This window comes from Streptomyces goshikiensis, assembly GCF_014650555.1.
Lineage (GTDB): Bacteria > Actinomycetota > Actinomycetes > Streptomycetales > Streptomycetaceae > Streptomyces > Streptomyces goshikiensis.
On the sequence record NZ_BMVE01000006.1, the window covers coordinates 208,406 to 230,107 of the forward strand.

Sequence of the window (21,702 nt, forward strand, 5' to 3'; positions counted from 1 at the left end):
GATGAAATCCGCCGGTCGGGGCGTTGGGGGAGGCGGCAGGACCGGACCAACGGGGAGGCATCACGTGGCGGCGGCAGAGACGGCGGCTCAGGGGAAACAGGGCTGGGGCAGGAGGCTCGCCGCCTACACCTGGCGGTACAAGGTCAATGTGCTGCTCGCGCTCGGGTCCTCGCTGGCCGGCATGGCCGTCTTGGCGTTCGTGCCGCTGGTCACCAGGGTGATCATCGACGACGTCATCGGTGACAAGACCAAGTCCATGGGCGTCTGGGCCGGGCTGCTCATAGCCGCCGCGGTCCTCGTCTACGTACTGACCTACATACGCCGGTACTACGGCGGACGGCTCGCGCTCGACGTGCAGCACGACCTGCGCACCGACATGTACGACACCATCGCCCGCCTCGACGGCCGGCGCCAGGACGAGCTGTCGACCGGCCAGGTCATCGGGCGGGCCACCAGCGACCTCCAGCTCATCCAGGGGCTGCTCTTCATGCTCCCGATGACCATCGGGAACTTCCTCCTCTTCGGGATATCCCTCGGCGTCATGCTGTGGCTGTCCCCGCTGCTGACCCTCGTCGCGCTGCTCATGGCCCCCGCCCTCTGGTTCATCGCCAAGCGCAGCCGCAAGCGGCTCTTCCCCGCCACCTGGTACGCCCAGGGCCAGGCCGCCGCCGTCGCGGGCGTCGTCGACGGCGCCGTGACCGGCGTCCGCGTCGTCAAGGGCTTCGGGCAGGAGGAGCAGGAGACCGGCAAGCTGCGCGCCGCCGGCCGCCTGCTGTTCGCCGGGCGGATGCGGACCATCCGCCTCAACTCGCGTTACACCCCCGCCCTCCAGGCCGTGCCCGCCCTCGCCCAGGTCGCCATGCTGGCCCTCGGCGGCTGGATGGCCGCCCGCGGCCAGGTGACCCTCGGCACCTTCGTCGCCTTCTCCACCTACCTCGCCCAGCTCGTCGGCCCCGTCCGCATGCTGGCCATGGTGCTCACCGTCGCCCAGCAGGCCCGCGCCGGCGTCGAGCGGGTCTGCGAGCTCATCGACACCGAGCCCTCGATCCGCGAAGGTGCGGCCGAACTGCCCGCCGACGCGCCCGCCACCGTCGAGTTCGAGGACGTGGCCTTCGGATACGACCCCGGGCGCCCCGTCCTCGACGGCTTCTCCCTCTCCCTCGCCGAAGGCGAGACCGTCGCCCTCGTCGGGGCCTCCGGTTCCGGGAAGTCCACCGTCTCCCTCCTCCTGCCGCGCTTCTACGACGCCGACCGCGGCACCGTCCGCGTCGCGGGGCGCGACGTCCGCGAGCTGACGTACGACTCGCTGCGCGCCGCCATCGGCCTGGTCCCGGAGGACTCCTTCCTCTTCTCCGACACCATCCGCGCCAACATCGCCTTCGGGCACCCCGCCGCCACCGACGCGCAGGTCGAGGCGGCCGCCCGCGCCGCCCAGGCCGAGGGGTTCATCCAGGCCCTGCCCGCCGGGTACGACACCAAGGTCGGCGAGCAGGGGCTCACCCTCTCCGGCGGCCAGCGCCAGCGCATCGCCCTCGCCCGGGCGATCCTCACCGACCCCCGGCTGCTGCTCCTCGACGACGCCACCTCCGCCGTCGACGCCCGCGTCGAGCACGAGATCCACGAGGCGCTGCGGACCGTCATGGCCGGCCGCACCACGCTGCTGATCGCCCACCGCCGCTCCACGCTCGCGCTGGCCGACCGGATCGCCGTCCTCGACCGCGGCCGGCTCGCCGACATCGGCACGCACGCCGAGCTGGAGCGCCGCTCGCCCCTCTACCGCCGGCTGCTCACCGACCCGGACGCGCTCGGCGCCGGCTCGCCGCGCACCCCCGAAGCGCCCGTGCTGAGCGAGTTCGAGCGGGAGATCGAGCGGGAGATCGAGCGCGATCTGGAAGGGGACATCGAGCGCGACATCGAGCTTGAGGCCGAGATCGACTCCGAGCCGGTGAACGCCAAGCGCCGGGTCGCCGACGGGGTGACCCCCGAGCTCTGGCGCCGCCAGGAGGAGAGCGAGGGCTCCGGCGCTCCCGCCCCCGGGGCCGCCATGGCCGGCATGCCGGCCACCCCCGAACTGCTCGCGCAGGTGGCCGCGCTGCCGCCCGCCGAGGACACCCCCGATGTGGACGAGACCCGCGCCGCGGCCGCCGAGGAGAGCTATGGTCTGCGCCGGCTGCTGCGCGGCTTCTGGGCGCCGCTCGCCATCAGCCTCGCCCTCGTCGCCCTCGACGCCGGCTCCGGGCTGCTCCTGCCGATCCTGATCCGGCACGGCATCGACAAGGGCGTCGAGGACGCCGTCCTCAGCGCCGTCTGGGCGGCCGCCGGCCTCGCCCTCGTCGTCGTCGTGGCGCAGTGGGCCGCGCAGTTCGCCGAGACCCGGATGACCGGCCGTACCGGCGAGCGCGTGCTGTACGCGCTCCGCGTCAAGATCTTCGCCCAGCTCCAGCGCCTCGGCCTCGACTACTACGAGCGCGAGCTGACCGGCAAGATCATGACCCGGATGACCACCGACGTGGACTCCCTCTCCAGCTTCCTGCAGACCGGGCTCGTCACCGCCGTCGTCTCCGTCTTCACCTTCTTCGGCATCCTGATCGCGCTGCTCGTCCTCGACGTCGAGCTCGCCCTGATCGTCTTCGTGACCCTGCCCGTGCTGGTCGTCGCCACCGTCGTGTTCCGCCGCAGGTCGGTCGCCGCCTACGAGCTCGCCCGCGACCGGGTCAGCCTGGTCAACGCCGACCTCCAGGAGTCCGTCTCCGGGCTGCGCATCGTCCAGGCCTTCCGCCGGCAGGGTTCCGGCGCCGCCCGGTTCGCCGAGCGGAGCGACTCGTACCGCGAGGCCCGGGTGCGCGGGCAGTGGCTGATATCGGTCTACTTCCCGTTCGTGCAGCTGCTGTCCTCGGGCGCCGCGGCCGCCGTGCTGATCGTCGGCGCGGGCCGGGTCGAGGCCGGCACCCTCACCACCGGCGCGCTGGTGGCGTACCTGCTCTACATCGACCTGTTCTTCGCCCCCGTGCAGCAGCTCTCCCAGGTCTTCGACGGGTACCAGCAGGCCACCGTCTCCCTCGGCCGGATCCAGGGCCTGCTGCGCGAGCCCACCAGCACCCCCCGCCCCGCCGCTCCGCGCGAGGTCGCGGGGCTGCGCGGCGAGATCGCCTTCGAGGACGTCCGCTTCGCCTACGGCACCGCCGAGGAGCGGGGGGAGAAGGGGGAGGCGCTGGCCGGAATCAGCCTGCGGATACCCGCCGGGCAGACCGTCGCCTTCGTCGGCGAGACCGGCGCCGGCAAGTCCACGCTGGTCAAGCTCGTGGCCCGGTTCTACGATCCGACCTCCGGCCGGGTCACCGCCGACGGCACCGATCTGCGGGAGCTCGACATGACCGCGTACCGCCACCGCCTCGGAGTGGTCCCGCAGGAGCCGTACCTCTTCCCGGGGACGGTCCGCGACGCCATCGCCTACGGGCGGCCCGGGGCGGGCGACGCCGAGGTGGAGGCGGCCGCCCGCGCGGTCGGCGCCCACGACATGATCGCCACCCTGGACGGCGGCTACCTGCACGCCGTCTCCGAGCGCGGCCGCAACCTCTCGGCCGGCCAGCGCCAGCTGATCGCGCTGGCCCGCGCCGAACTCGTCGACCCGGACGTGCTGCTGCTGGACGAGGCCACGGCCGCGCTCGACCTCGCCTCCGAGGCACAGGTCAACCGGGCCACCGAGCGGCTCGCGGGCAAGCGCACCACCCTGGTCGTGGCGCACCGGCTGACCACCGCCGCCCGCGCCGACCGGGTCGTGGTGATGGACCGGGGCCGGGTCGTGGAGGACGGCCCGCACGCCGAACTCCTGGCCCGCGGCGGCCGGTACGCCGAGCTGTGGCGGACCTTCGTCGGGGAGGACGAGCGGGCCGCCGCCTGAGCCCGCTGCCTGAGCCCTGACCTGGCGCTTCCCAGGAGTGCCCTTTCGGACCCCCCGGACGGCCGTTGCCGCGTGCAACCATCCGGGGGGTCCGCGCGTCGTACGTGCGTACGTACGGCGGTGTCGTGTGCGACCGATCGGGGGACAGCGTGAGTGACGGAGGCAAGAGGCCCGGCCGACGGGCCGTGCTCCTCGGGGTGTTGGGGTCGGCCCTGTGGTTCTGCGTCGGCGGGGTGCTGATGGCGCCCCCGGCGCAGGCGGCGAGCGGGGGCTGTCCGGGCCGGCTGGTCAGCTCGCTGCCCTTCTCCACGGGTGAGGTGCGCGTCTACAAGAGCCGCACCCAGGCGTGCGCCATGACCGTCGCGAACCACCCCGGCGAGCGCCGCGCGATGTCGGTGAGCATCCAGCCGCGTGGCGGAGTCCCGGTGGGCGATTCCGGGCGATTCACCCGCTACGCCGGGCCTGTCACCGTTGGTGCGATCAACCGATGTGTGTATGTAAAGGGAAGCGTGGGGGCCGGTTCGGTCGCTTCCGGCTGGATTCTGTGCTGATCAGCGCCTGAACCGCAGGTCGGCCGGGCCGGGCCGGGGCCGGACCTGGCCCGAAAGGCAGCTCTTGACGGCCCAACTAGGTCTGGTCATCCATGTGTTGATCCCGCTAGGTTCACGCGCACCGCAGTGAACTGAAGGGGAGGGTCAATGCGCAAGACGCTCGGATGGCTGCTGTCGCTCGTGGTGCTCATCGGCACCATGGGCGCGGCCGGATTCACGGCACAGGCGGCCACAGCCGCCGGTCCCGCCGCCGGCGCGGACATCAAGGACCAGATTCTCGCCGTCCCGGGGATGAGCCTGGTCGAGGAGAAGCCGTACCCGGGGTACCGCTTCTTCGTCCTGAACTACACGCAGCCGGTGGACCACAAGAACCCCTGGAAGGGCACCTTCCAGCAGCGCCTGACGCTGCTGCACAAGGACACGTCCCGGCCGACCGTGTTCTTCACCTCCGGCTACAACGTGAACACCTCGCCGCGGCGCAGTGAGCCGACGACGATCGTCGACGGCAACCAGGTGTCTCTGGAGTATCGATTCTTCACGCCCTCCCGGCCCGATCCGGCCAACTGGGCGAACCTGGACATCTGGCAGGCCGCCAGCGACCAGCACCGCATCTTCACCGCCCTGAAGAAGATCTACACCAAGAACTGGCTCGCCACGGGCGCCAGCAAGGGCGGTATGACGGCCACCTACTACGAGCGCTTCTACCCGCGTGACATGGACGGTGTCGTCGCGTACGTCGCGCCCAACGACGTGGTCAACAACGAGGACTCGGCCTACGACCGCTTCTTCACCAAGGTCGGCACCAAGGAGTGCCGCGACAAGCTGAACGCCGTACAGCGCGAGGCCCTCGTCCGCCGTGACGCGCTGGAGGTCAAGTACGCGGCCACCGCGGCCCAGAACGGCTGGACCTTCAACACCGTCGGCAACCTCGACAAGGCCTACGAGGCCGTCGTGCTCGACTACGTGTGGGCCTTCTGGCAGTACAGCCTGCTCTCCGACTGCGGGGGGATCCCGACGGCCGCCACCGCGACCGACCAGGAGATCTGGGACTCGATCGACACCATCTCCGGCTTCTCGGCCTACACCGACCAGGGCCTGGAGACGTACACGCCGTACTACTACCAGGCGGGTACGCAGCTTGGCGCGCCCACGATCAAGCTGCCGCACCTGGGCAGCCTGAGCCGCTACGGCTACCAGGGCCCGCGCAACTTCGTGCCCCGTGACATCCCGATGTCCTTCCAGCCGAAGGCCATGACGGACGTCGACAACTGGGTCCGCGAGAACGCCAACCAGATGCTGTTCGTGTACGGGCAGAACGACCCGTGGGGTGCCGAACCGTTCCACCTCGGCTACGGGGTGCGCGACAGCTACGTGATGATCGCGCCCGGCGCCAACCACGGCGCGAGCGTCTCCAAGCTCCTGGACGGCGAGCGGACGCTGGCCACCGCGAAGATCCTGCAGTGGGCCGGGGTGGCCCCGGCCGCCACGCTCGCCGACACGGGCCGCGCGACGCCGCTGGCAAAGCCGGACGCGCGGCTCGACCAGCGGGAGCTGGAGCGCGAGCCGCAGCTGCGCCCGTAGCTCCCGGGTAGCCCCAGGGCCACGGGAGGGCGGGGCGTCAGCCGTACGCCAGCCCGTGGCCCAGCGGGTAGCGGCCGGGCACCGGTACCGGGAGCCGGCCGGCCGGCCGGGCCGCCCCGGTGATCACCCGGGCCGCGGCCCGCAGCTCCACGTCCGTCCAGGAGTACGTCGCCAGCTCCGCCGCGCACCGCGGCAGCCGGGCCGGGTCGTACGGATTGCGGATCGCGACCACGACCACCGGCACGCCCGTGGCCAGCAGCTCCGTCACCAGCGTGCGCTGCGGACTCTCCCCGTCGGGCACGTTGTACGTGCACACCAGCACCGCGGCGTGGCCCGGGGCCGCCGCCACCGCCCGCGCCGGCGCCACCGCGCTCGCCCGGCAGCCCAGCGCGGTCAGCTCCCGGGCCAGTACCGAGGTGGGGGGTCCCGTCGTACCACTGGGGGAGGCCGGGTCGGTCCCGGTCACCAGCAGCCGGGGCGCGGCCCCCGCATCCAGCGGGAGCAGCTTGTCGGGATTGGCCAGCAGGGTCGTCGTACCGGCCGCGATCGCGTCGGCCGCCGCCAGATGGGCGGCCGTGCCCGTCGCCGCGTCCACCCGCTCGGCCGAGGTGTACGGGTCGTCGAACAGGCCCCGGCGGGCCTTCAGTTCCAGGATCCGCAGCACCGACTCCTCGATCCGGGCTTCGGACAGCTCGCCCGCCGCCACGGCCGCCAGCACGGAGCGCTGCGCCAGGGCCAGGTCCGGGGCGTTCAGCAGCTGGTCGCAGCCCGCCTTCAGGGCCAGGACCGGAACCCGGTCGTCCCCGTACTTCTGGCGGACCCCGGCCATGTCCAGCGCGTCCGTGACCACCACGCCCCGGAAGCCCAGCCGTTCGCGCAGGATCCCGGTCACGACGGGGTGCGAGAGCGTCGCCGGATCCTGCGAGGGATCGAGCGCGGGAAAGACGATGTGCGCCGTCATCACGGCGTCCACGCCCGCCGCCACGGCCGCCCGGAACGGGGGCTCGTCCAGCTCCTCCCACTGCGCGCGGGTGTGCCGCATCACCGGCAGCCCCACGTGACTGTCGGTCTCGGTGTCGCCGTGGCCCGGGAAGTGCTTGGCGGTGGCCGCCACTCCCGCGCCCTGGTAGCCCCGGACCTGCGCCGCGACCAGCCCCGCCACCGCCCGCGGGTCCGAGCCGAAGGACCGTACGCCGATCACCGGGTTGGCCGGGTTCACGTTCACGTCGGCCACCGGCGCGTAGTCCTGCCGGATCCCCATCGAGGCCAGTTCGGTGCCCGCGATGCGCCCGGCCCGGCGGGCGGCGTCGGTGGAACGCCCGGCGCCCAGCGCCATCGCCCCCGGCAGCAGGGTCGCGGGCTTGCCGATCCGGGCGATGATCCCGTGCTCCTGGTCGGTGGAGAGCAGCAGCGGGACGCCGGCGCCGGTCGCGGCGGCCGCCCGCTGGAGGCCGTTGGACAGCTCGGCGATCTGGTGCGGGGTGCGGGTGTTCTGGGCCCAGGCGAAGTAGATGACCCCGCCCAGGTGGTAGCGGGAAACCAGCTCGGCGGCCGTGCGGACCCCGAACTGGGCCAGGTTCTTCTCGGCGTCCGCCGGGTCGGGATCGGTCGCCGAATGCCCGTACGCCCGCGATACGAAGAGCTGCCCGACCTTCTCCTCCAGGCTCATCCGGCCCAGCAGCCGGGCGGCCTGCTCCGGTCCGGGCGCCCGGTCCCCGGGCCGCGGGTCGTCGGGCGCCGGCCGCGGGTCGTCGGGCACGGGCCGCGGCCGGTCGGGCGTCGGCCGGGAGCCCCTGGCGGCGGAGGCGGCCCCGCCGGCCGTGACGGCGGCGAGGGCGGCCGCGGCGAGCAGGGTCCGGCGTGAGGCGTGGTACGACACGCGCCGGACCCTACTGCGGGGCCGCGCCCGCCGGCCGGGGGACACTCGCCGCGTCCCCCGGAAGGGGCGCCTCCTGGGCCACCCGGGGCCAGTGCTCCCGGAGCGTCCGGACCGCCTCCGTGATCGCCGGGCGGCGCGCGGCCCCGGTCCGCCACAGGGCGTACAACCGGCGTACGGGCGCGGGTTCGAGCGGTACGGCCACCGCCCCGGCGGGCAGCCGGCCGGTACCGAGGCGGGGGACGACGGCCACCCCGAGCCCGGCCGCGACCAGCGCCACGACGGTGTGGTTCTCCTCGGCGACGTGCGCGACGTCCGGCTCGAACCCGGCCGTCCGCAGGGTCCGCATCAGCCAGTCGTGGCAGACCCGGCCGGGCGGCTGGCAGACCCAGCGCTGGCCGCCGAGATCCGCCCGCCGGATCACCCTCCGGGTGGTGAAGGGGTGGCCCTCGGGTACGACGAGTTCACAGCGGTCGTCCCCGATCACCGCCTGCTCGACGCCCTCGGGCGCCGGCAGCGGGGCGATGTCCCAGTCGTGCGCCACCGCCAGATCGGTGACGCCCCGGGCCACCAGGTCCACCGAGAGGTGCGGGTCCACCTCGGTGAGCCGGACGTCCAGCGCCGGGTGCCGGCCGGCCAGGTCGGCCAGCACCCCCGGCAGCAGCCCGCGCGCGGCCGAGGCGAAGGCGGCCACCCGCAGCAGCCCGCTCGGCAGCCCGCGCCGCTCCTCCAGGGTGGTCTCGGCCCGCTCGACGATCGCCAGCAACTCCTGCGCGGTGTCGGCCAGGTGCCGGGCCTCGTCGGTGAGCGCGACGCCGCGCCCGCGCCGCTCCAGCAGCGTGGTCCGGGTCTCGCGCTCCAGCTTGGCGATCTGCTGGGAGACGGCCGAGGGGGTGTAGCCGAGGGCGGCCGCGGCGCCCGCGACCGAGCCGTGGACGGAGACGGCGTGCAGGGCGCGGAGCCGGGAGAGGTCGAGCATGCGGCCCATCGTAGGCAGCCCCGCGCCCGCCCGGGATCCGTAAGCGATGCTTCATCCATTCCGGAAGAGATCCGCGCTGGTGCTACATGGTCCGGGCGCCGATGCTCGGATCATGCGTCCCGTACACACCGCACTCGCCGTCCTCGTCGCCGCCGTCTGGGGCTTCAACTTCGTCGTCATCCAGATCGGGCTCGGCCACTTCCCGCCGCTGCTCCTGTCCGCCCTGCGCTTCCTCGTCGCCGCCGTGCCCGCCGTGTTCTTCGTCGGGCGGCCCAAGGTCGCCTGGAAGTGGATCCTGGGGGTCGGCGCGTTCCTCGGGATCGCCAAGTTCGGCCTGCTCTTCACGGGGATGGACGCCGGGATGCCGGCCGGGCTGTCCTCGCTCGTGCTCCAGATCCAGAGCGTCTTCACCGCCGTCCTCGCCGCCGTCGTCCTGCGCGAGCGGCCCGGCCGGGTGCGGGTGTTCGGCATGGGCGTCGCGCTCGCCGGGATCGCCGTCGCAGCCGTGGACGGCGGAACCTCCGGGCCCGTGCTCGGCTTCACGCTGGTCGTGGCGGCCGCCGCCTGCTGGGGCGTGTCCAACGTACTGACCCGCAAGGCGGCCCCGCCCGACGCGATGAACTTCATGGTGTGGGTGTGCACCGTCCCGGTGCTGCCGCTGTTCGCGCTCTCGCTCCTGTTCGAGGGGCCCGCGCGGGACCTGGCCGCGCTGCGCGGCCTGGACTGGTCCGGGGCGGCCGTCATCGCGTACGTGGCGTGGGTGTCCACCGTGTTCGGCTTCGGCGCGTGGAGCTACCTGATGCGGCGCTACCCGGCCTCCTCGGTGGCGCCGTTCTCGCTGCTGGTGCCGGTGTTCGGGATGTCCTCGGCGGCGCTGGTGCTGGGCGAGGAGATCTCGGCACTGCGCTGGGTGGCGGCGCTGCTGCTGGTCGGCGGGGTGGCCGCGACCTCGCTGGCCCCGGCGCGTACGGGGGTCCGGGCCGCCGTCAGCGCGGGGAGCCCTCCCGCAGCGGCAGCCGCCAGTCCTGCCCGGTGAGGGCCACGCCGTAGGAGCGGTGCGGGTGCTCGGCGACGAGGGTGAAGCCGGCGCGCTCGTACAGGGAACGGGCCGAGGTCAGCACGTCGTTGGTCCAGAGCACCAGCTCGCGGTAGCCGACCGAACGGGCGAACGCGACGACGGCGTCGAGGAGCAGGCCTCCGATGCCGTGGCCGCGGCCGGCCGGCTCCACCAGCAGCAGCCGCAGCCGGGCGGTCCCGGGCGCGCCGTCCTCCCGTACGCACATCACCGAGCCGACGGGGGCCCCGTCGAGCTCGGCGATCCAGACGCGCTCCAGATGGGGGTCGTGGTCCTCGGCGAAGTCCGCGACGATCCGGGCGACCAGGCCCTCGAACTCCTGGTTCCAGCCGAACTCGGCGGCGTAGAGCGCGCCGTGCCGCTGCACGATCCAGCCCAGCTCGCCGGGCTCCGGATCCCGCAGGCGGACCCACGCGGGAGGGGTGTCAGCAGGGGGCTCCATGGCCCCCGAGGATAGCGCGCCCGCTCCCGGCCGCCACGGGGTCAGGACCGCCGCCCGGCTCCTGCCCGCCGCGGGGTCTTGCCCGCCACGGGGTCCCGCCCGCCGCCCCGCTCCTGTCCGCCGCCGCTCCCGCCCGCCGCGGGGTCCCGCCCGCCGCCGGTGCCTGCGCGCCTCCGTTCCTGCCCGCCGCCGGCTACTTCTTGCCGCCGCCCAGGATCTGGCCCAGCAGGTCGCCGAGGCCGCCGCCGGATGCGGGGGCCGCCCCGGGGGTCGTCCCGGAGGCGGTGCTGCCCGGGGCGCCCGTGCCGCCCGGGTTGCCCGTGTCCGCCGCGCGCTTGGCGAAGACGGCCAGCAGGACGGGGATCAGCAGCTCGATGACCCGGGCGACGGTCGGCGCGGGAATGCCCGTCTTCTTGGAGACGGCCGCCGCCACCGGCTTGCTCACCTTGGCGAGGACCCCGGCCATCAGGCCGCCGCCGAGCAGCCCGCCGCCGAGCGTCGCCACGCCTTGCAGCGGGGGTTCGGCCACCTCGGCGAAGGCCTGGCGGACCTCGTTGCCGTCGTCGCCGCCGGCGGCGGCCTGCTGCTGGAGGCCGCCGGTCATGGCGCCGACCGTGGTCGCGACGGTCTCCTTGGCGCCGTTCTCGTCGGTGCCGAGCAGGGAGGCGATCTCGGTCAGCCGGTCGGGGCCGAGCTCACCGAGCACGTCGTCCTGGATTGAAGATTCGCTCATGCCGGAAACGCTACTTCCGTCCCGTTTTTCCGGCACCTCGGGTCGACGAAAAATAAAACTCCGGTTCCGCGTGCAACCGTCCGGGGGAATCGAGGGTCATATGGTGCGTCGGTACTTCCGGGAGGGGATCTGGGGGGATCGGGAAGTCCGACGAGGGAGGGGTAACCGTGAGGGGGTCCGGCCGCGAGGCCGGACCCCCTTCTGGGTTCTCCGGCCTCGCCCCGACCGGAGTTGTCCACAGGCCCGGCCGGCTGTCGGCGGCTGCCGGTAGCGTCGTGGCATGACAACCAACGGGGTGGTGCAACAGGCGGTGGTCGAGGGGGTGCTGGAGCGCATCACCTACGCCAACGAGGAGAGCGGGTACACCGTCGCCCGGGTCGACACCGGCCGGGGCTCGGGGGACCTGCTCACCGTCGTCGGCGCCCTCCTCGGGGCGCAGCCGGGCGAATCGCTGCGCATGGAGGGCCGCTGGGGCTCCCACCCGCAGTACGGCCGTCAGTTCACGGTCGAGAACTACTCCACCCTGCTGCCCGCGACCATCCAGGGCATCCGCCGCTACCTCGGCTCCGGCCTGATCAAGGGCATTGGCCCGAAGATCGCCGACCGGATCGTGGAGCACTTCGGCCTCGACACCCTGGAGGTCATCGAGAGCGAGCCGAAGCGGCTCATCGAGGTGCCCGGCCTCGGCCCCAAACGGACCAGGATGATCGGCGCCGCCTGGGAGGAGCAGAAGGCCATCAAAGAGGTCATGGTCTTCCTCCAGGGCGTCGGAGTCTCCACCTCCATCGCGGTCCGCATCTACAAGAAGTACGGGGACGCCTCCATCTCGGTGGTCCGCAACCAGCCCTACCGGCTCGCCGCCGACGTGTGGGGCATCGGCTTCCTCACCGCTGACCGGATCGCCCAGGCCGTCGGCATCCCGCACGACAGCCCCGAGCGGGTCAAGGCCGGGCTCCAGTACGCCCTGTCCCAGTCCACCGACCAGGGGCACTGCTTCCTGCCCGAGGAGCGGCTGATCGCCGACGGGGTGAAGCTGCTCCAGGTGGACACCGGGCTGGTCATCGACTGCCTGTCCGAGCTCGCCGCCGACCCGGAAGGGGTCGTACGGGAATCCGTGCCGGATCCGCAGGGCGGGCCGGATCCGCTGACCGCCGTGTACCTGGTGCCGTTCCACCGGGCAGAGCTCTCGCTGGTCGGGCAGGTGCGCCGGCTGCTGAACGCCGAGGAGGACCGGATGCCGGGCTTCCAGGACGTGGACTGGGCCAAGGCCCTGGAGTGGCTGGCGGGGCGCACCGGGGCCAAGCTGGCGCCCGAACAGCGGGATGCGGTCCGGCTGGCGCTGACCCGCCGGGTCGCGGTCCTCACCGGCGGCCCGGGCTGCGGAAAGTCCTTCACGGTGCGCTCGATCGTGGAGCTGGCGCGGGCGAAGAAGGCCAAGGTGGTGCTCGCCGCGCCGACCGGCCGGGCCGCGAAACGGCTCGCGGAGCTCACCGGGGCGGAGGCCTCCACCGTGCACCGGCTGCTGGAACTCAAACCCGGCGGGGACGCGGCGTACGACCGGGAACGGCCCCTGGACGCGGACCTGGTCGTGGTCGACGAGGCCTCGATGCTGGATCTGCTGCTCGCGAACAAGCTGGTCAAGGCGGTGGCGCCGGGTGCGCACCTGCTGCTGGTGGGGGATGTGGACCAGCTGCCCTCGGTCGGCGCGGGCGAGGTGCTGAGGGACCTGCTGGCGCAGGACGGCCCGGTGCCCGCGGTGCGGCTGACCCGGATCTTCCGGCAGGCCCAGCAGTCGGGCGTGGTCACCAACGCCCATCGGATCAACACCGGCCTGCCGCCCATCACCGACGGGCTGCCGGACTTCTTCCTCTTCCCCGTGGAGGACACCGAGGAGGCCGGGCGGCTCACCGTGGATGTCGCGGCCCGCCGCATTCCGGCCAGGTTCGGCCTCGACCCGCGCCGTGACATCCAGGTGCTGGCGCCCATGCACCGGGGCCCGGCCGGCGCCGGAACCCTCAACGGGCTGCTCCAGCAGGCGATCACACCGGCCCGGCCGGATCTGACCGAGAAGCGCTTCGGCGGCCGCGTCTTCCGGGTCGGCGACAAGGTGACCCAGATCCGGAACAACTACGAGAAGGGGGCCAACGGTGTGTTCAACGGCACCGTCGGCGTGGTCACCGGCCTCGACCTGGACGAACAGCGCCTGACCGTCCGGACGGAGGAGGACGAGGAAGTGGCGTACGAGTTCTCGGAGCTCGATGAGCTGGCGCACGCCTACGCCGTCACCATCCACCGGTCCCAGGGGAGTGAATACCCGGCGGTCGTGATCCCGGTCACCACCGGGGCTTGGATGATGCTCCAGCGGAACCTGCTCTACACGGCGGTGACCAGGGCGAAGAAACTGGTCGTTCTCGTCGGGTCCCGCAAGGCCCTCGGCCAGGCGGTGCGTACGGTTTCCGCAGGCAGGAGGTACACGGCGGTTGCTCCTAGGCTGTCCGGCCGCATACCGGTGGGAATCTTCCCCTAGGGTTTCCGCATTTGGCGCGGAGGGGGCAGGATGAGCAGGTTGAAGGCACTCAGTGCCGTCAAAAAGACCAAAGGCCGACCCCGAGTGCACTCTCCTGCGCCAAATGGGGGAAGGTAGAGGCAGTCAGGGCACCTCGAAGAAGAGGCACTACGTCGGTGAGGGATGACGTGAGCGACAACTCTGTAGTACTCCGGTACGCGGACGGTGAATACACCTACCCGGTGGTCGAGAGCACCGTCGGTGACCAGGGCTTCGACATCTCGAAGCTTCGGGCCCAGACCGGGCTCGTCACTCTGGACAGTGGCTACGGAAACACCGCCGCCTACAAGTCCGCGATTACCTACCTCGACGGCGAGCAGGGAATCCTGCGCTACCGCGGTTATCCGATCGAGCAGCTGGCGGAGCGTTCGACCTTCATCGAGGTCGCGTACCTGCTGATCAACGGTGAGCTGCCGACCGTCGACCAGCTCGCGTCGTTCCGCAACGAGATCACCCAGCACACGCTGCTGCACGAGGACGTCAAGCGTTTCTACGACGGCTTCCCGCGTGACGCGCACCCGATGGCGATGCTGTCCTCCGTGGTCAGCGCGCTGTCGACGTTCTACCAGGACAGCCACAACCCGTTCGACGAGAAGCAGCGGCACCTCTCGACGATCCGGCTGCTGGCCAAGCTCCCGACGATCGCGGCGTACGCGTACAAGAAGTCGGTCGGCCACCCGGTGGTCTACCCGCGCAACGACCTCAGCTACGTCGAGAACTTCCTGCGCATGACCTTCTCCGTGCCGGCCCAGGAGTACGACCTGGACCCGGTCGTGGTCTCGGCGCTCGACAAGCTGCTGATCCTGCACGCGGACCACGAGCAGAACTGTTCGACCTCCACCGTGCGTCTGGTCGGCTCCTCGCAGGCGAACATGTTCGCCTCGATCTCCGCCGGCATCTCCGCCCTGTGGGGCCCGCTGCACGGTGGCGCCAACCAGTCCGTTCTGGAGATGCTCGAAGGCATCAAGAACGACGGCGGCGACGTCGACGCCTTCATCCGCAAGGTGAAGAACAAGGAAGACGGCGTCCGCCTGATGGGCTTCGGGCACCGCGTCTACAAGAGCTTCGACCCCCGGGCGAAGATCATCAAGGCCGCGGCCCACGATGTCCTCTCGGCGCTCGGCAAGAGCGACGAGCTGCTCGACATCGCGCTCAAGCTGGAAGAGCACGCGCTGGCCGACGACTACTTCGTCGAGCGCAACCTCTACCCGAACGTGGACTTCTACACCGGTCTGATCTACCGGGCCATGGGCTTCCCGACCGAGATGTTCACCGTGCTCTTCGCGCTCGGCCGCCTTCCCGGCTGGATCGCCCAGTGGCACGAGATGATCAAGGAGCCGGGTTCCCGCATCGGCCGTCCGCGCCAGATCTACACCGGCGAGGTCCTGCGCGACTTCGTCCCGGTCGAGGCCCGCTGAGGCCCCACCGCAAGCAGGCCGAGGACGGCACCGCGGGTTGAGCCCTCAACGCGGTCGGCGCCCTTGACGCACGCGGCGGCCTTGGAACAAGGCAGCGAAAAGCGCCCCGCCGTCGATCCCCCCACGGGTCGATGGTCGGGGCGCTTTCCATTTCCCCGGAACGGATTCCCCCCACGGGACCCGAGCCGGGGCGTCGGCGAGGAGCGTGCGCCGAGGCGCGCTCCAATGGGGTTTCTGCCGGGACCCGCACAGGTCGGGAGGGCCGCTCAAAGCTTCCCAGTGGGCACGTGTCCCGGCCGGCTGATGCCTCGGGCGTCCCCCAAGACCCCCGCGAACGTCCCCCAAGACGTTCTTGGCACCGCCCCATTAGACCCACGCGACCGCCGGATGGTTACGTTCTCATCACTGTGATTTGCGTCTCTTGTGAAGGAATGGTGGCGGAGCGGGGGAGGAGATCCACCTATCGGAAGGATCGCAAGCGAAGGCTGTTGCTCACCACGAAAACGGAGGAGAACGCCATCGCTGCCCCTGCAATCATCGGGTTGAGCAGGCCGGCGGCCGCGAGTGGGAGCGCCGCCACGTTGTAGCCGAAGGCCCAGAACAGGTTGCCCTTGATGATCGCGAGGGTCCTGCGCGAGAGCCGGATCGCGTCCGCCGCGACCCGCAGGTCGCCCCGTACGAGGGTCAGGTCGCCCGCCTCGATCGCGGCGTCGGTCCCGGTGCCCATGGCCAGACCCAGATCGGCCTGGGCGAGGGCGGCCGCGTCGTTGACACCATCGCCCACCATGGCGACCGTACGGCCCCGCGCCTGGAGCCCGCGTACGACCTCCACCTTGTCCTGCGGGAGCACCTCGGCGATCACCTCGTCGATGCCCACCTCGCGGGCCACCGCCTCGGCCACGGCCCGATTGTCGCCGGTCAGCAGGACCGGGGTGAGGCCCAGGGCCCGCAGCCGGGTGACCGCCTCGGCGCTGGTCTCCTTGACCGCGTCCGCGACCGTCAGCACCCCGCGCGCCGCACCGTCCCAGGCCACCAGTACGGCGGTGCCCCCGGCCCGCTCAGCCGCCTCCTTGGCCTCGGCCAGCCCGGCCGGCAGGGTGATCTCCCAGGCGGCCAGCAGCTTCTCCCGGCCCACCAGCACGGCGTGCCCGTCGACCACGCCCTGGACGCCGAGCCCGGCCACGTTCTCGAAGCCGTCCACCGCCGCGAAGGGCGAAGGGGAGGCGGAGCCCCCGGGCGCCGGTGGGGCGCCCGCCCGGTCGGCCGCGCCGGCCGCGACGGCCCGGGCGATCGGGTGCTCCGAGGCGTGCTCCAGGGCCCCCGCGAGGCGGAGCAGCTGCTCCTCGTCGACGCCCTCGGCCGGGTGCACGCCGGTCAGGGTCATCCGGCCGGTGGTGACGGTTCCGGTCTTGTCCAGGACGACGGTGTCCACGCGGCGGGTGGACTCCAGCACCTCGGGCCCCTTGATCAGGATGCCGAGCTGCGCGCCGCGGCCCGTGCCGACCATCAGCGCGGTCGGGGTGGCCAGGCCCAGGGCGCACGGGCAGGCGATGATCAGGACGGCCACGGCGGCGGTGAAGGCGGCCGTCGGGTTGTCGGTGATCAGCAGCCAGGTCACCCAGGTGCCGAGCGCCAGCAGCAGGACGACCGGTACGAAGACCCCGGAGATCCGGTCGGCCAGGCGCTGCACCTCGGCCTTGCCGTTCTGCGCGTCCTCGACCAGCCGCGCCATCCGGGCGAGCTGGGTGTCCGCGCCGACCCGGGTGGCCTCGACGACGAGACGGCCGGAGGCATTGACGGTGGCGCCGGTGACGCTGTCGCCGACCGCGACCTCGACCGGGACGGATTCGCCGGTCAGCATCGAGGCGTCCACGGCGGAGCTGCCCTCGACGACCGTGCCGTCGGTGGCGATCTTCTCGCCCGGGCGGACCACGAACCGGTCGCCGGCCGCGAGCCGCGCCACCGGGATCCGTACCTCCCGGCCGTCGCGCAGGACGGTCACGTCCTTGGCTCCGAGCTCCAGCAGGGCCTTGAGGGCGGCGCCGGCCTTCCGCTTCGAGCGGGCCTCCAGGTAGCGGCCGAGCAGGATGAAGCTGACGACCCCGGCCGCGACCTCCAGGTAGATGGCGGAGGAGCCGTCCGTACGGCTGATGGTGAAGTCGAATCCGTGCCGCATGCCGGGCATGCCGGCGTGGCCGAAGAACAGGGCCCACAGGGACCAGGCGAAGGCGGCGAGGGTGCCGACCGAGACCAGGGTGTCCATGGTGGCGGCGCCGTGCCGGGCGTTGGTCCAGGCGGCCCGGTGGAAGGGGAAGGCGCCCCAGACGACCACGGGGGCGGCCAGGGTCAGCGAGAGCCACTGCCAGTTGTCGAACTGGAGGGCCGGGACCATCGCCAGCAGCACCACGGGGAGGGCGAGCGCCGAGGAGATCAGCAGCCGCTGGCGCAGTGCGGCCAGCTCCGGGTCACGGGGAGTCCCGGCCGCACCGGCGGTCTCGGCCCGCGTCTCGCGTTCCCCGTCGGGTTCCTCTTCGGGTTCCGGGGCCGGTGGCGGCGGGGGTTCCGTGGCGGTGTAGCCGGTCTTCACGACGGTCGCGATCAGGTCGGCGACCCCCACGTCGCCCGCGTACGAGACCCGGGCCTTCTCGGTGGCGTAGTTCACCGTGGCGGTGACCCCGTCCATCCGGTTCAGCTTCTTCTCGATGCGGGCCGCGCAGGACGCGCAGGTCATACCGCCGATGGTCAGCTCGACCTCGGCGGTGCCGTCCTGCGCCGCTATGGGTCCGTCGTGCACTGTGCTGCTGCTCATGTCCGGCTCCAGGGGGATGGCCGGGCCGTACGGAACCAGTATGAGCTGGCCGGTACGGCCCGGCGGGGTACTGCGTGACGCGTACGGTCGGCTCGCGCCTGGTCGGCTCGCGCCTAGGCGGGTAAGGCCTGGGCGGGTCGCGCCTAGGCGGGTCAGGCCTGGCCGGCGAGTTCGTACCCGGCCTCGTCCACGGCGGCGCGGACGTCGTCCTCGGCGAGCGGGGCGGCGGAGACCACGGTGACCTCGCCGGTCGCGGCGACGGCCTTGACGGAGCTGACCCCCGGCAGGGCGGTGAGCTCGGCGGTCACGGCGCCCTCGCAGTGGCCGCAGGTCATGCCGGTCACCCGGTAGACGGTGGTGACGGCGCCGATCTGGACGTCGGCCGCGGCGTCGTGGCAGGAGCCTGCGGGGGAGCAGCAGGAACCGGTCGACTGCTGGATTTCCGTCTCGGCGGTCATGTCGTTCTCCTCTTCGGGGGCTTGCGTGTCCGGTGCCGGAAGGGGCGATGGATGCGCCCACCGTCTCCCCGGCACTGTCGAGACTATACCCCTAGGGGGTATCAAGCGAGCATCCCCCGAGGATCTTTTCGCGCGTGGCGGCGAGTCAGAGGGGGTGGGGTTCGGTGATCATCGGCTCCAGGTAGCGCAGCAGTACGGCCTTGAGCTCGGCGACGTACGCGGCCCGCTCGGCGCCCTCGGTCGCCAGGATCAGGTCGAGCGAGGCCTTGAAGATGCCCAGGATCATGTTGGAGACGAGGTCGAGCTCGGCCGGCGTGCTGTCCGGGCAGAAGCTGCGCAGGACGTCCTCGACCCGGGTCAGCAGGCTGGTGTGCAGCTCCTCGTGCTCCTGCTGGATGCCGGGAACCCCGGAGCCGTGCATGAGCGCCCAGAAGGCCGGGTTCTCGCAGTTGAAGGCGATCACCGGGTCGAGGACGGCGTCGAGCAGCTCGGGCAGCGGCTTGTGCAGGTTCTCCGGCAGGAAGGCCTGGCCGTGCATCTCGTGCGCGTCGTGCAGCAGCCGGCCCCCGAGCTCGACGGCGATGGCCTCCTTGTTCGGGAAGAACTGGTACAGCGTGCCCGGTGAGACGCCGGCCTCGCGGGCGATGGCGTTGGTGCTGGCGGCGGCGTAGCCGGTACGGCAGAACACGCCGGCGGCGGCTTGGAGGAGCTGGGCGATCCGGCGTTCCCCGCGGGCCTGGCGGCGGCGCGGGGCGGTCGCCGCTTCTGTGGTCTTTTCTCCCTTTTCGTCCGTCGGCTGGGTCTGGCGGCTCTCCGGCATGTCCAATCCCTTGCTTCCCGTGGGCGATTGACAAACACGAGAGGACGCTCGCATTCTTGGGAAACGCGAGCGACTGCTCGTGTTTGCCAGTCTATTTGGCCTGGCAATCATGGTGAAGGGGACACCGAGTCATGTCCGAAGTCAAAAACCCGCCGCCGCCCGGGGAGAGCGGCCGGTGGACCCGGTTCGTCACCGCCCGGCCGCGGCTCTCGCTGCTGCTCGCCCTCGTGGTCACGGCGCTGGCCGTGTTCGCGGGCAGTGGCGTCGCCGACCGGATGGGCAGCGGCGGCTGGGAGGACCCGGGCGCCCGGTCCACCTACGCCACCAAGGCCCTGGAGCGCGAGTTCCCGGCCTCCCAGCCCAATCTGCTGCTGCTCGTGGACGCCGGGCCCCGGTCCGGGGCCGGGGCGGGGGCCGGGGTGGACGACCCGGCCGTCGCCGCCGAGGCCGAGCGGCTGACCGGGCTCCTCGCCGCCGAGCCGGGGGTGACGGGCGTCGGCTCCTACTGGCGGACCCCGATGCCCGCCCTGCGCTCCGAGGACGGCAGACAGGCGCTGATCGCCGCCCGCGTGCTCGGGGACGAGAAGACCACCACCCGGGTGCTGGAGCGCATCGCCCCGCGCTACCAGGGGGACCACGGGCCGCTGCGCGTCTCCCTCGGCGGACCGGCCGCCGTCCAGCGGGAGGTGACCACCACCATCCAGGAGGATCTGCTCCGCGCCGAGCTGATCGCCCTCCCGGTGACGCTCGTGCTGCTGATCCTCGTCTTCGGCAGCGCCGTCGCGGCCATGCTGCCGCTCGGCGTCGGCATCGTCGCCATCCTCGGTACCAACGCCGTGCTGCGCGGGCTCACCGAGTTCACCGAGGTCTCCGTCTTCGCCCAGAACCTCACCACCGCGCTCGGCCTCGGCCTCGCCATCGACTACGCCCTGTTCATCGTGCGCAGGTTCCGAGAGGAGCTCGCGGCCGGGCGGGACCCGGTGGCCGCCGTGGGGGCCACCTTGCGCACCGCGGGGCGGACGGTGCTGTTCTCGGCCCTGACGGTCGCGGTCGCGCTCTCCGCGATGCTGTTCTTCCCCATGTACTTCCTGCGTTCCTTCGCCTACGCCGGGGTCGCGGTGGTCCTCCTCGCGGCGGCGGCCGCCCTGATCCTGCTTCCGGCGGCGCTGGTGCTGCTCGGCGAGCGGGTCAACTCCCTGGACCTGCGGCGCCTGTGGCGGCGGGGCCGGGGCGCGGCGGCGGCCGGTACCGGGGCCGCGGGCGGGGAGGGGCGGGGCTGGGCGCGGATGACCGCGCTGGTGATGCGCCGGGCCCCGGTCTTCGCCCTCGTCAGCACGGCCGGCCTGCTGCTCCTCGGAGTGCCCTTCCTCGGGATCAAGTTCGGCACCGTGGACGACCGGCAGCTGCCGACGACGGCCGCCTCGCATGTGGTGCAGCAGCAGATCCGGGACGGCTTCCCGGGCAGCCCCGGCGGCGGGCTGATCGTCCTGGCCGAGGGCGCCGCCGGCGCCGGTGACCTCGACGCCTACCGCGAGCGGGTGGCAGGCCTGGAAGGGGTGGCCCGGGTGGACGGGCCGGTCAGCTCCGGACCGGGCGCGCGGTACGCCTACTTCTCGGTGGTCACCGAGGGCGAGGCCGTGGGGCAGCGGGCCCAGGAACTGGTCGGCGAGGTGCGGGAGGTCCAGGCCCCCTTCGAGACCTCGGTGGCCGGGCAGGCGGCGGTGCTCGTCGATGCCCAGAAGGCCATAGCCGGGAAGCTGCCCGCCGCGCTGGCGCTGGTGGTGCTGGCCACGCTGCTGCTCGTCTTCCTGCTCACCGGAAGCGTACTGATACCCCTTCAGGCGGTGCTGCTCAACGCACTGAGCCTGACGGCGATGTTCGGGGCGGTGGTGTGGGTGTTCCAGGAGGGCCACCTCTCCGGCTTCCTCGCCTTCACCTCCACCGGGGACATCGAGACCACCCTGCCGGTGCTGATGTTCTGCATCGCCTTCGGACTCTCCATGGACTACGGGGTGTTCCTCATCTCCCGGATCAAGGAGGAGTACGACCGCACCGGGGACCACGAGGGGGCGGTGCGCACCGGGCTGGCCCGCACGGGCGGGCTGATCACCGCGGCGGCCGTGATCCTGGCGGTGGTGATGGTGGCCATCGGCACCTCCCGGGTCACCAACACCAAGATGCTGGGCCTCGGGATCGCGCTGGCCGTGCTGATGGACGCGATGGTCGTCCGGAGCCTGCTGGTCCCGGCGGTCATGAAGCTGACCGGGAGGGCCACCTGGTGGGCGCCGGGCCCGCTGCGCAGGCTCCATGCGCGGTTCGGGCTGAGCGAGGGGGAGTCCGCGCCGGCCGTGGTCCCGGCCGGCCCGCCCCCGGAGGCCGGGGAGCGGGAGCGGGAGAAGATACCCGCCGCCCGGAGCTAGCCGGGGCGGACTGGGCCCACCCCAGGCCGTGTGGCCGGGGCGGACGGGGCGCTCGGGGTGGGCTCCGTCCGTG

At 72.4% G+C, this 21,702-nt stretch carries 13 protein-coding genes and 1 pseudogene; 7 read left to right on the plus strand and 7 right to left on the minus strand.

All coding sequences use genetic code 11. The features are described 5' to 3' along the window. Positions 1 to 64: 64 nt before the first annotated feature. From IE248_RS19695 to IE248_RS19705, 3 genes are all read left to right on the plus strand, one after another. Complete coding sequence (locus IE248_RS19695) at positions 65 to 3,901, plus strand: ABC transporter ATP-binding protein (RefSeq protein ID WP_190031279.1); 3,837 nt, start codon at positions 65 to 67, stop codon at positions 3,899 to 3,901. Positions 3,902 to 4,050: 149 nt separating this feature from the next. Beyond that, a complete protein-coding gene (locus tag IE248_RS19700) occupies positions 4,051 to 4,452 on the plus strand; it encodes a hypothetical protein (RefSeq protein ID WP_008741603.1) in 402 nt (133 codons plus the stop codon). A gap of 147 nt (positions 4,453 to 4,599) precedes the next feature. Then, a complete protein-coding gene (locus IE248_RS19705) occupies positions 4,600 to 6,033 on the plus strand; it encodes a serine protease (protein WP_073799389.1) in 1,434 nt (477 codons plus the stop codon). Between the two features lie 37 nt (positions 6,034 to 6,070). On the opposite strand, the gene IE248_RS19710 is transcribed toward IE248_RS19705, so the two are convergent. Together IE248_RS19710 and IE248_RS19715 are read right to left on the minus strand one after the other, a co-directional pair. Further along, complete coding sequence (locus tag IE248_RS19710) at positions 6,071 to 7,912, minus strand: glycoside hydrolase family 3 protein (RefSeq protein ID WP_190031280.1); 1,842 nt, start codon at positions 7,910 to 7,912, stop codon at positions 6,071 to 6,073. A gap of 10 nt (positions 7,913 to 7,922) precedes the next feature. Then, positions 7,923 to 8,888 (minus strand): LysR family transcriptional regulator, encoded by a 966-nt coding sequence (locus tag IE248_RS19715; protein WP_190031281.1) that lies wholly within the window; start codon positions 8,886 to 8,888, stop codon positions 7,923 to 7,925. A gap of 112 nt (positions 8,889 to 9,000) precedes the next feature. Between IE248_RS19715 and IE248_RS19720 the strand changes: the two genes are divergently transcribed. Then, complete coding sequence (locus IE248_RS19720; RefSeq protein WP_008741608.1) at positions 9,001 to 9,924, plus strand: EamA family transporter; 924 nt, start codon at positions 9,001 to 9,003, stop codon at positions 9,922 to 9,924. Here IE248_RS19720 and IE248_RS19725 read toward each other — a convergent pair. Continuing rightward, positions 9,875 to 10,372: pseudogene (locus tag IE248_RS19725) on the minus strand (GNAT family N-acetyltransferase); the annotation flags it as partial. The gene IE248_RS19720 and the pseudogene IE248_RS19725 sit on opposite strands and share 50 nt — an antisense overlap. A gap of 226 nt (positions 10,373 to 10,598) precedes the next feature. Beyond that, positions 10,599 to 11,138, minus strand: a complete 540-nt coding sequence (locus IE248_RS19730; protein ID WP_073799391.1) for a DUF937 domain-containing protein — start codon at positions 11,136 to 11,138, stop codon at positions 10,599 to 10,601. 280 nt (positions 11,139 to 11,418) lie between these two features. Between IE248_RS19730 and recD2 the strand changes: the two genes are divergently transcribed. Both recD2 and IE248_RS19740 read left to right on the plus strand, forming a co-directional pair. Then, a complete protein-coding gene (recD2, locus tag IE248_RS19735) occupies positions 11,419 to 13,665 on the plus strand; it encodes an SF1B family DNA helicase RecD2 (RefSeq protein WP_073799392.1) in 2,247 nt (748 codons plus the stop codon). Between the two features lie 167 nt (positions 13,666 to 13,832). Further along, positions 13,833 to 15,122, plus strand: coding sequence for a citrate synthase (locus tag IE248_RS19740; protein ID WP_008741613.1), 1,290 nt, complete (start codon positions 13,833 to 13,835; stop codon positions 15,120 to 15,122). Between the two features lie 460 nt (positions 15,123 to 15,582). On the opposite strand, the gene IE248_RS19745 is transcribed toward IE248_RS19740, so the two are convergent. From IE248_RS19745 to IE248_RS19755, 3 genes are all read right to left on the minus strand, one after another. Beyond that, complete coding sequence (locus IE248_RS19745; RefSeq protein ID WP_190031282.1) at positions 15,583 to 17,931, minus strand: heavy metal translocating P-type ATPase; 2,349 nt, start codon at positions 17,929 to 17,931, stop codon at positions 15,583 to 15,585. 152 nt (positions 17,932 to 18,083) lie between these two features. Then, complete coding sequence (locus IE248_RS19750) at positions 18,084 to 18,389, minus strand: heavy-metal-associated domain-containing protein (protein WP_190031283.1); 306 nt, start codon at positions 18,387 to 18,389, stop codon at positions 18,084 to 18,086. A 145-nt stretch (positions 18,390 to 18,534) separates the two neighbouring features. Next, a complete protein-coding gene (locus IE248_RS19755; RefSeq protein WP_079196419.1) occupies positions 18,535 to 19,209 on the minus strand; it encodes a TetR/AcrR family transcriptional regulator in 675 nt (224 codons plus the stop codon). A gap of 131 nt (positions 19,210 to 19,340) precedes the next feature. Here IE248_RS19755 and IE248_RS19760 point away from each other — a divergent pair, with 131 nt between their 5' ends. Beyond that, entirely contained in the window at positions 19,341 to 21,629 is a 2,289-nt protein-coding gene (locus IE248_RS19760) for an MMPL family transporter (RefSeq protein WP_190031284.1), read from the plus strand. Positions 21,630 to 21,702: the final 73 nt, after the last annotated feature.

Coding starts and splice junctions, on each gene's coding strand:
- IE248_RS19715 (WP_190031281.1), bottom strand. CDS start 8,888: ATGCTCGACCTCTCCCGGCTCCGCGCCCTGCACGCCGTCTCCGTCCAC.
- IE248_RS19750 (WP_190031283.1), bottom strand. CDS start 18,389: ATGACCGCCGAGACGGAAATCCAGCAGTCGACCGGTTCCTGCTGCTCC.
- IE248_RS19705 (WP_073799389.1), top strand. CDS start 4,600: ATGCGCAAGACGCTCGGATGGCTGCTGTCGCTCGTGGTGCTCATCGGC.
- recD2 (WP_073799392.1), top strand. CDS start 11,419: ATGACAACCAACGGGGTGGTGCAACAGGCGGTGGTCGAGGGGGTGCTG.
- IE248_RS19720 (WP_008741608.1), top strand. CDS start 9,001: ATGCGTCCCGTACACACCGCACTCGCCGTCCTCGTCGCCGCCGTCTGG.
- IE248_RS19745 (WP_190031282.1), bottom strand. CDS start 17,931: ATGAGCAGCAGCACAGTGCACGACGGACCCATAGCGGCGCAGGACGGC.
- IE248_RS19730 (WP_073799391.1), bottom strand. CDS start 11,138: ATGAGCGAATCTTCAATCCAGGACGACGTGCTCGGTGAGCTCGGCCCC.
- IE248_RS19760 (WP_190031284.1), top strand. CDS start 19,341: ATGTCCGAAGTCAAAAACCCGCCGCCGCCCGGGGAGAGCGGCCGGTGG.
- IE248_RS19755 (WP_079196419.1), bottom strand. CDS start 19,209: ATGCCGGAGAGCCGCCAGACCCAGCCGACGGACGAAAAGGGAGAAAAG.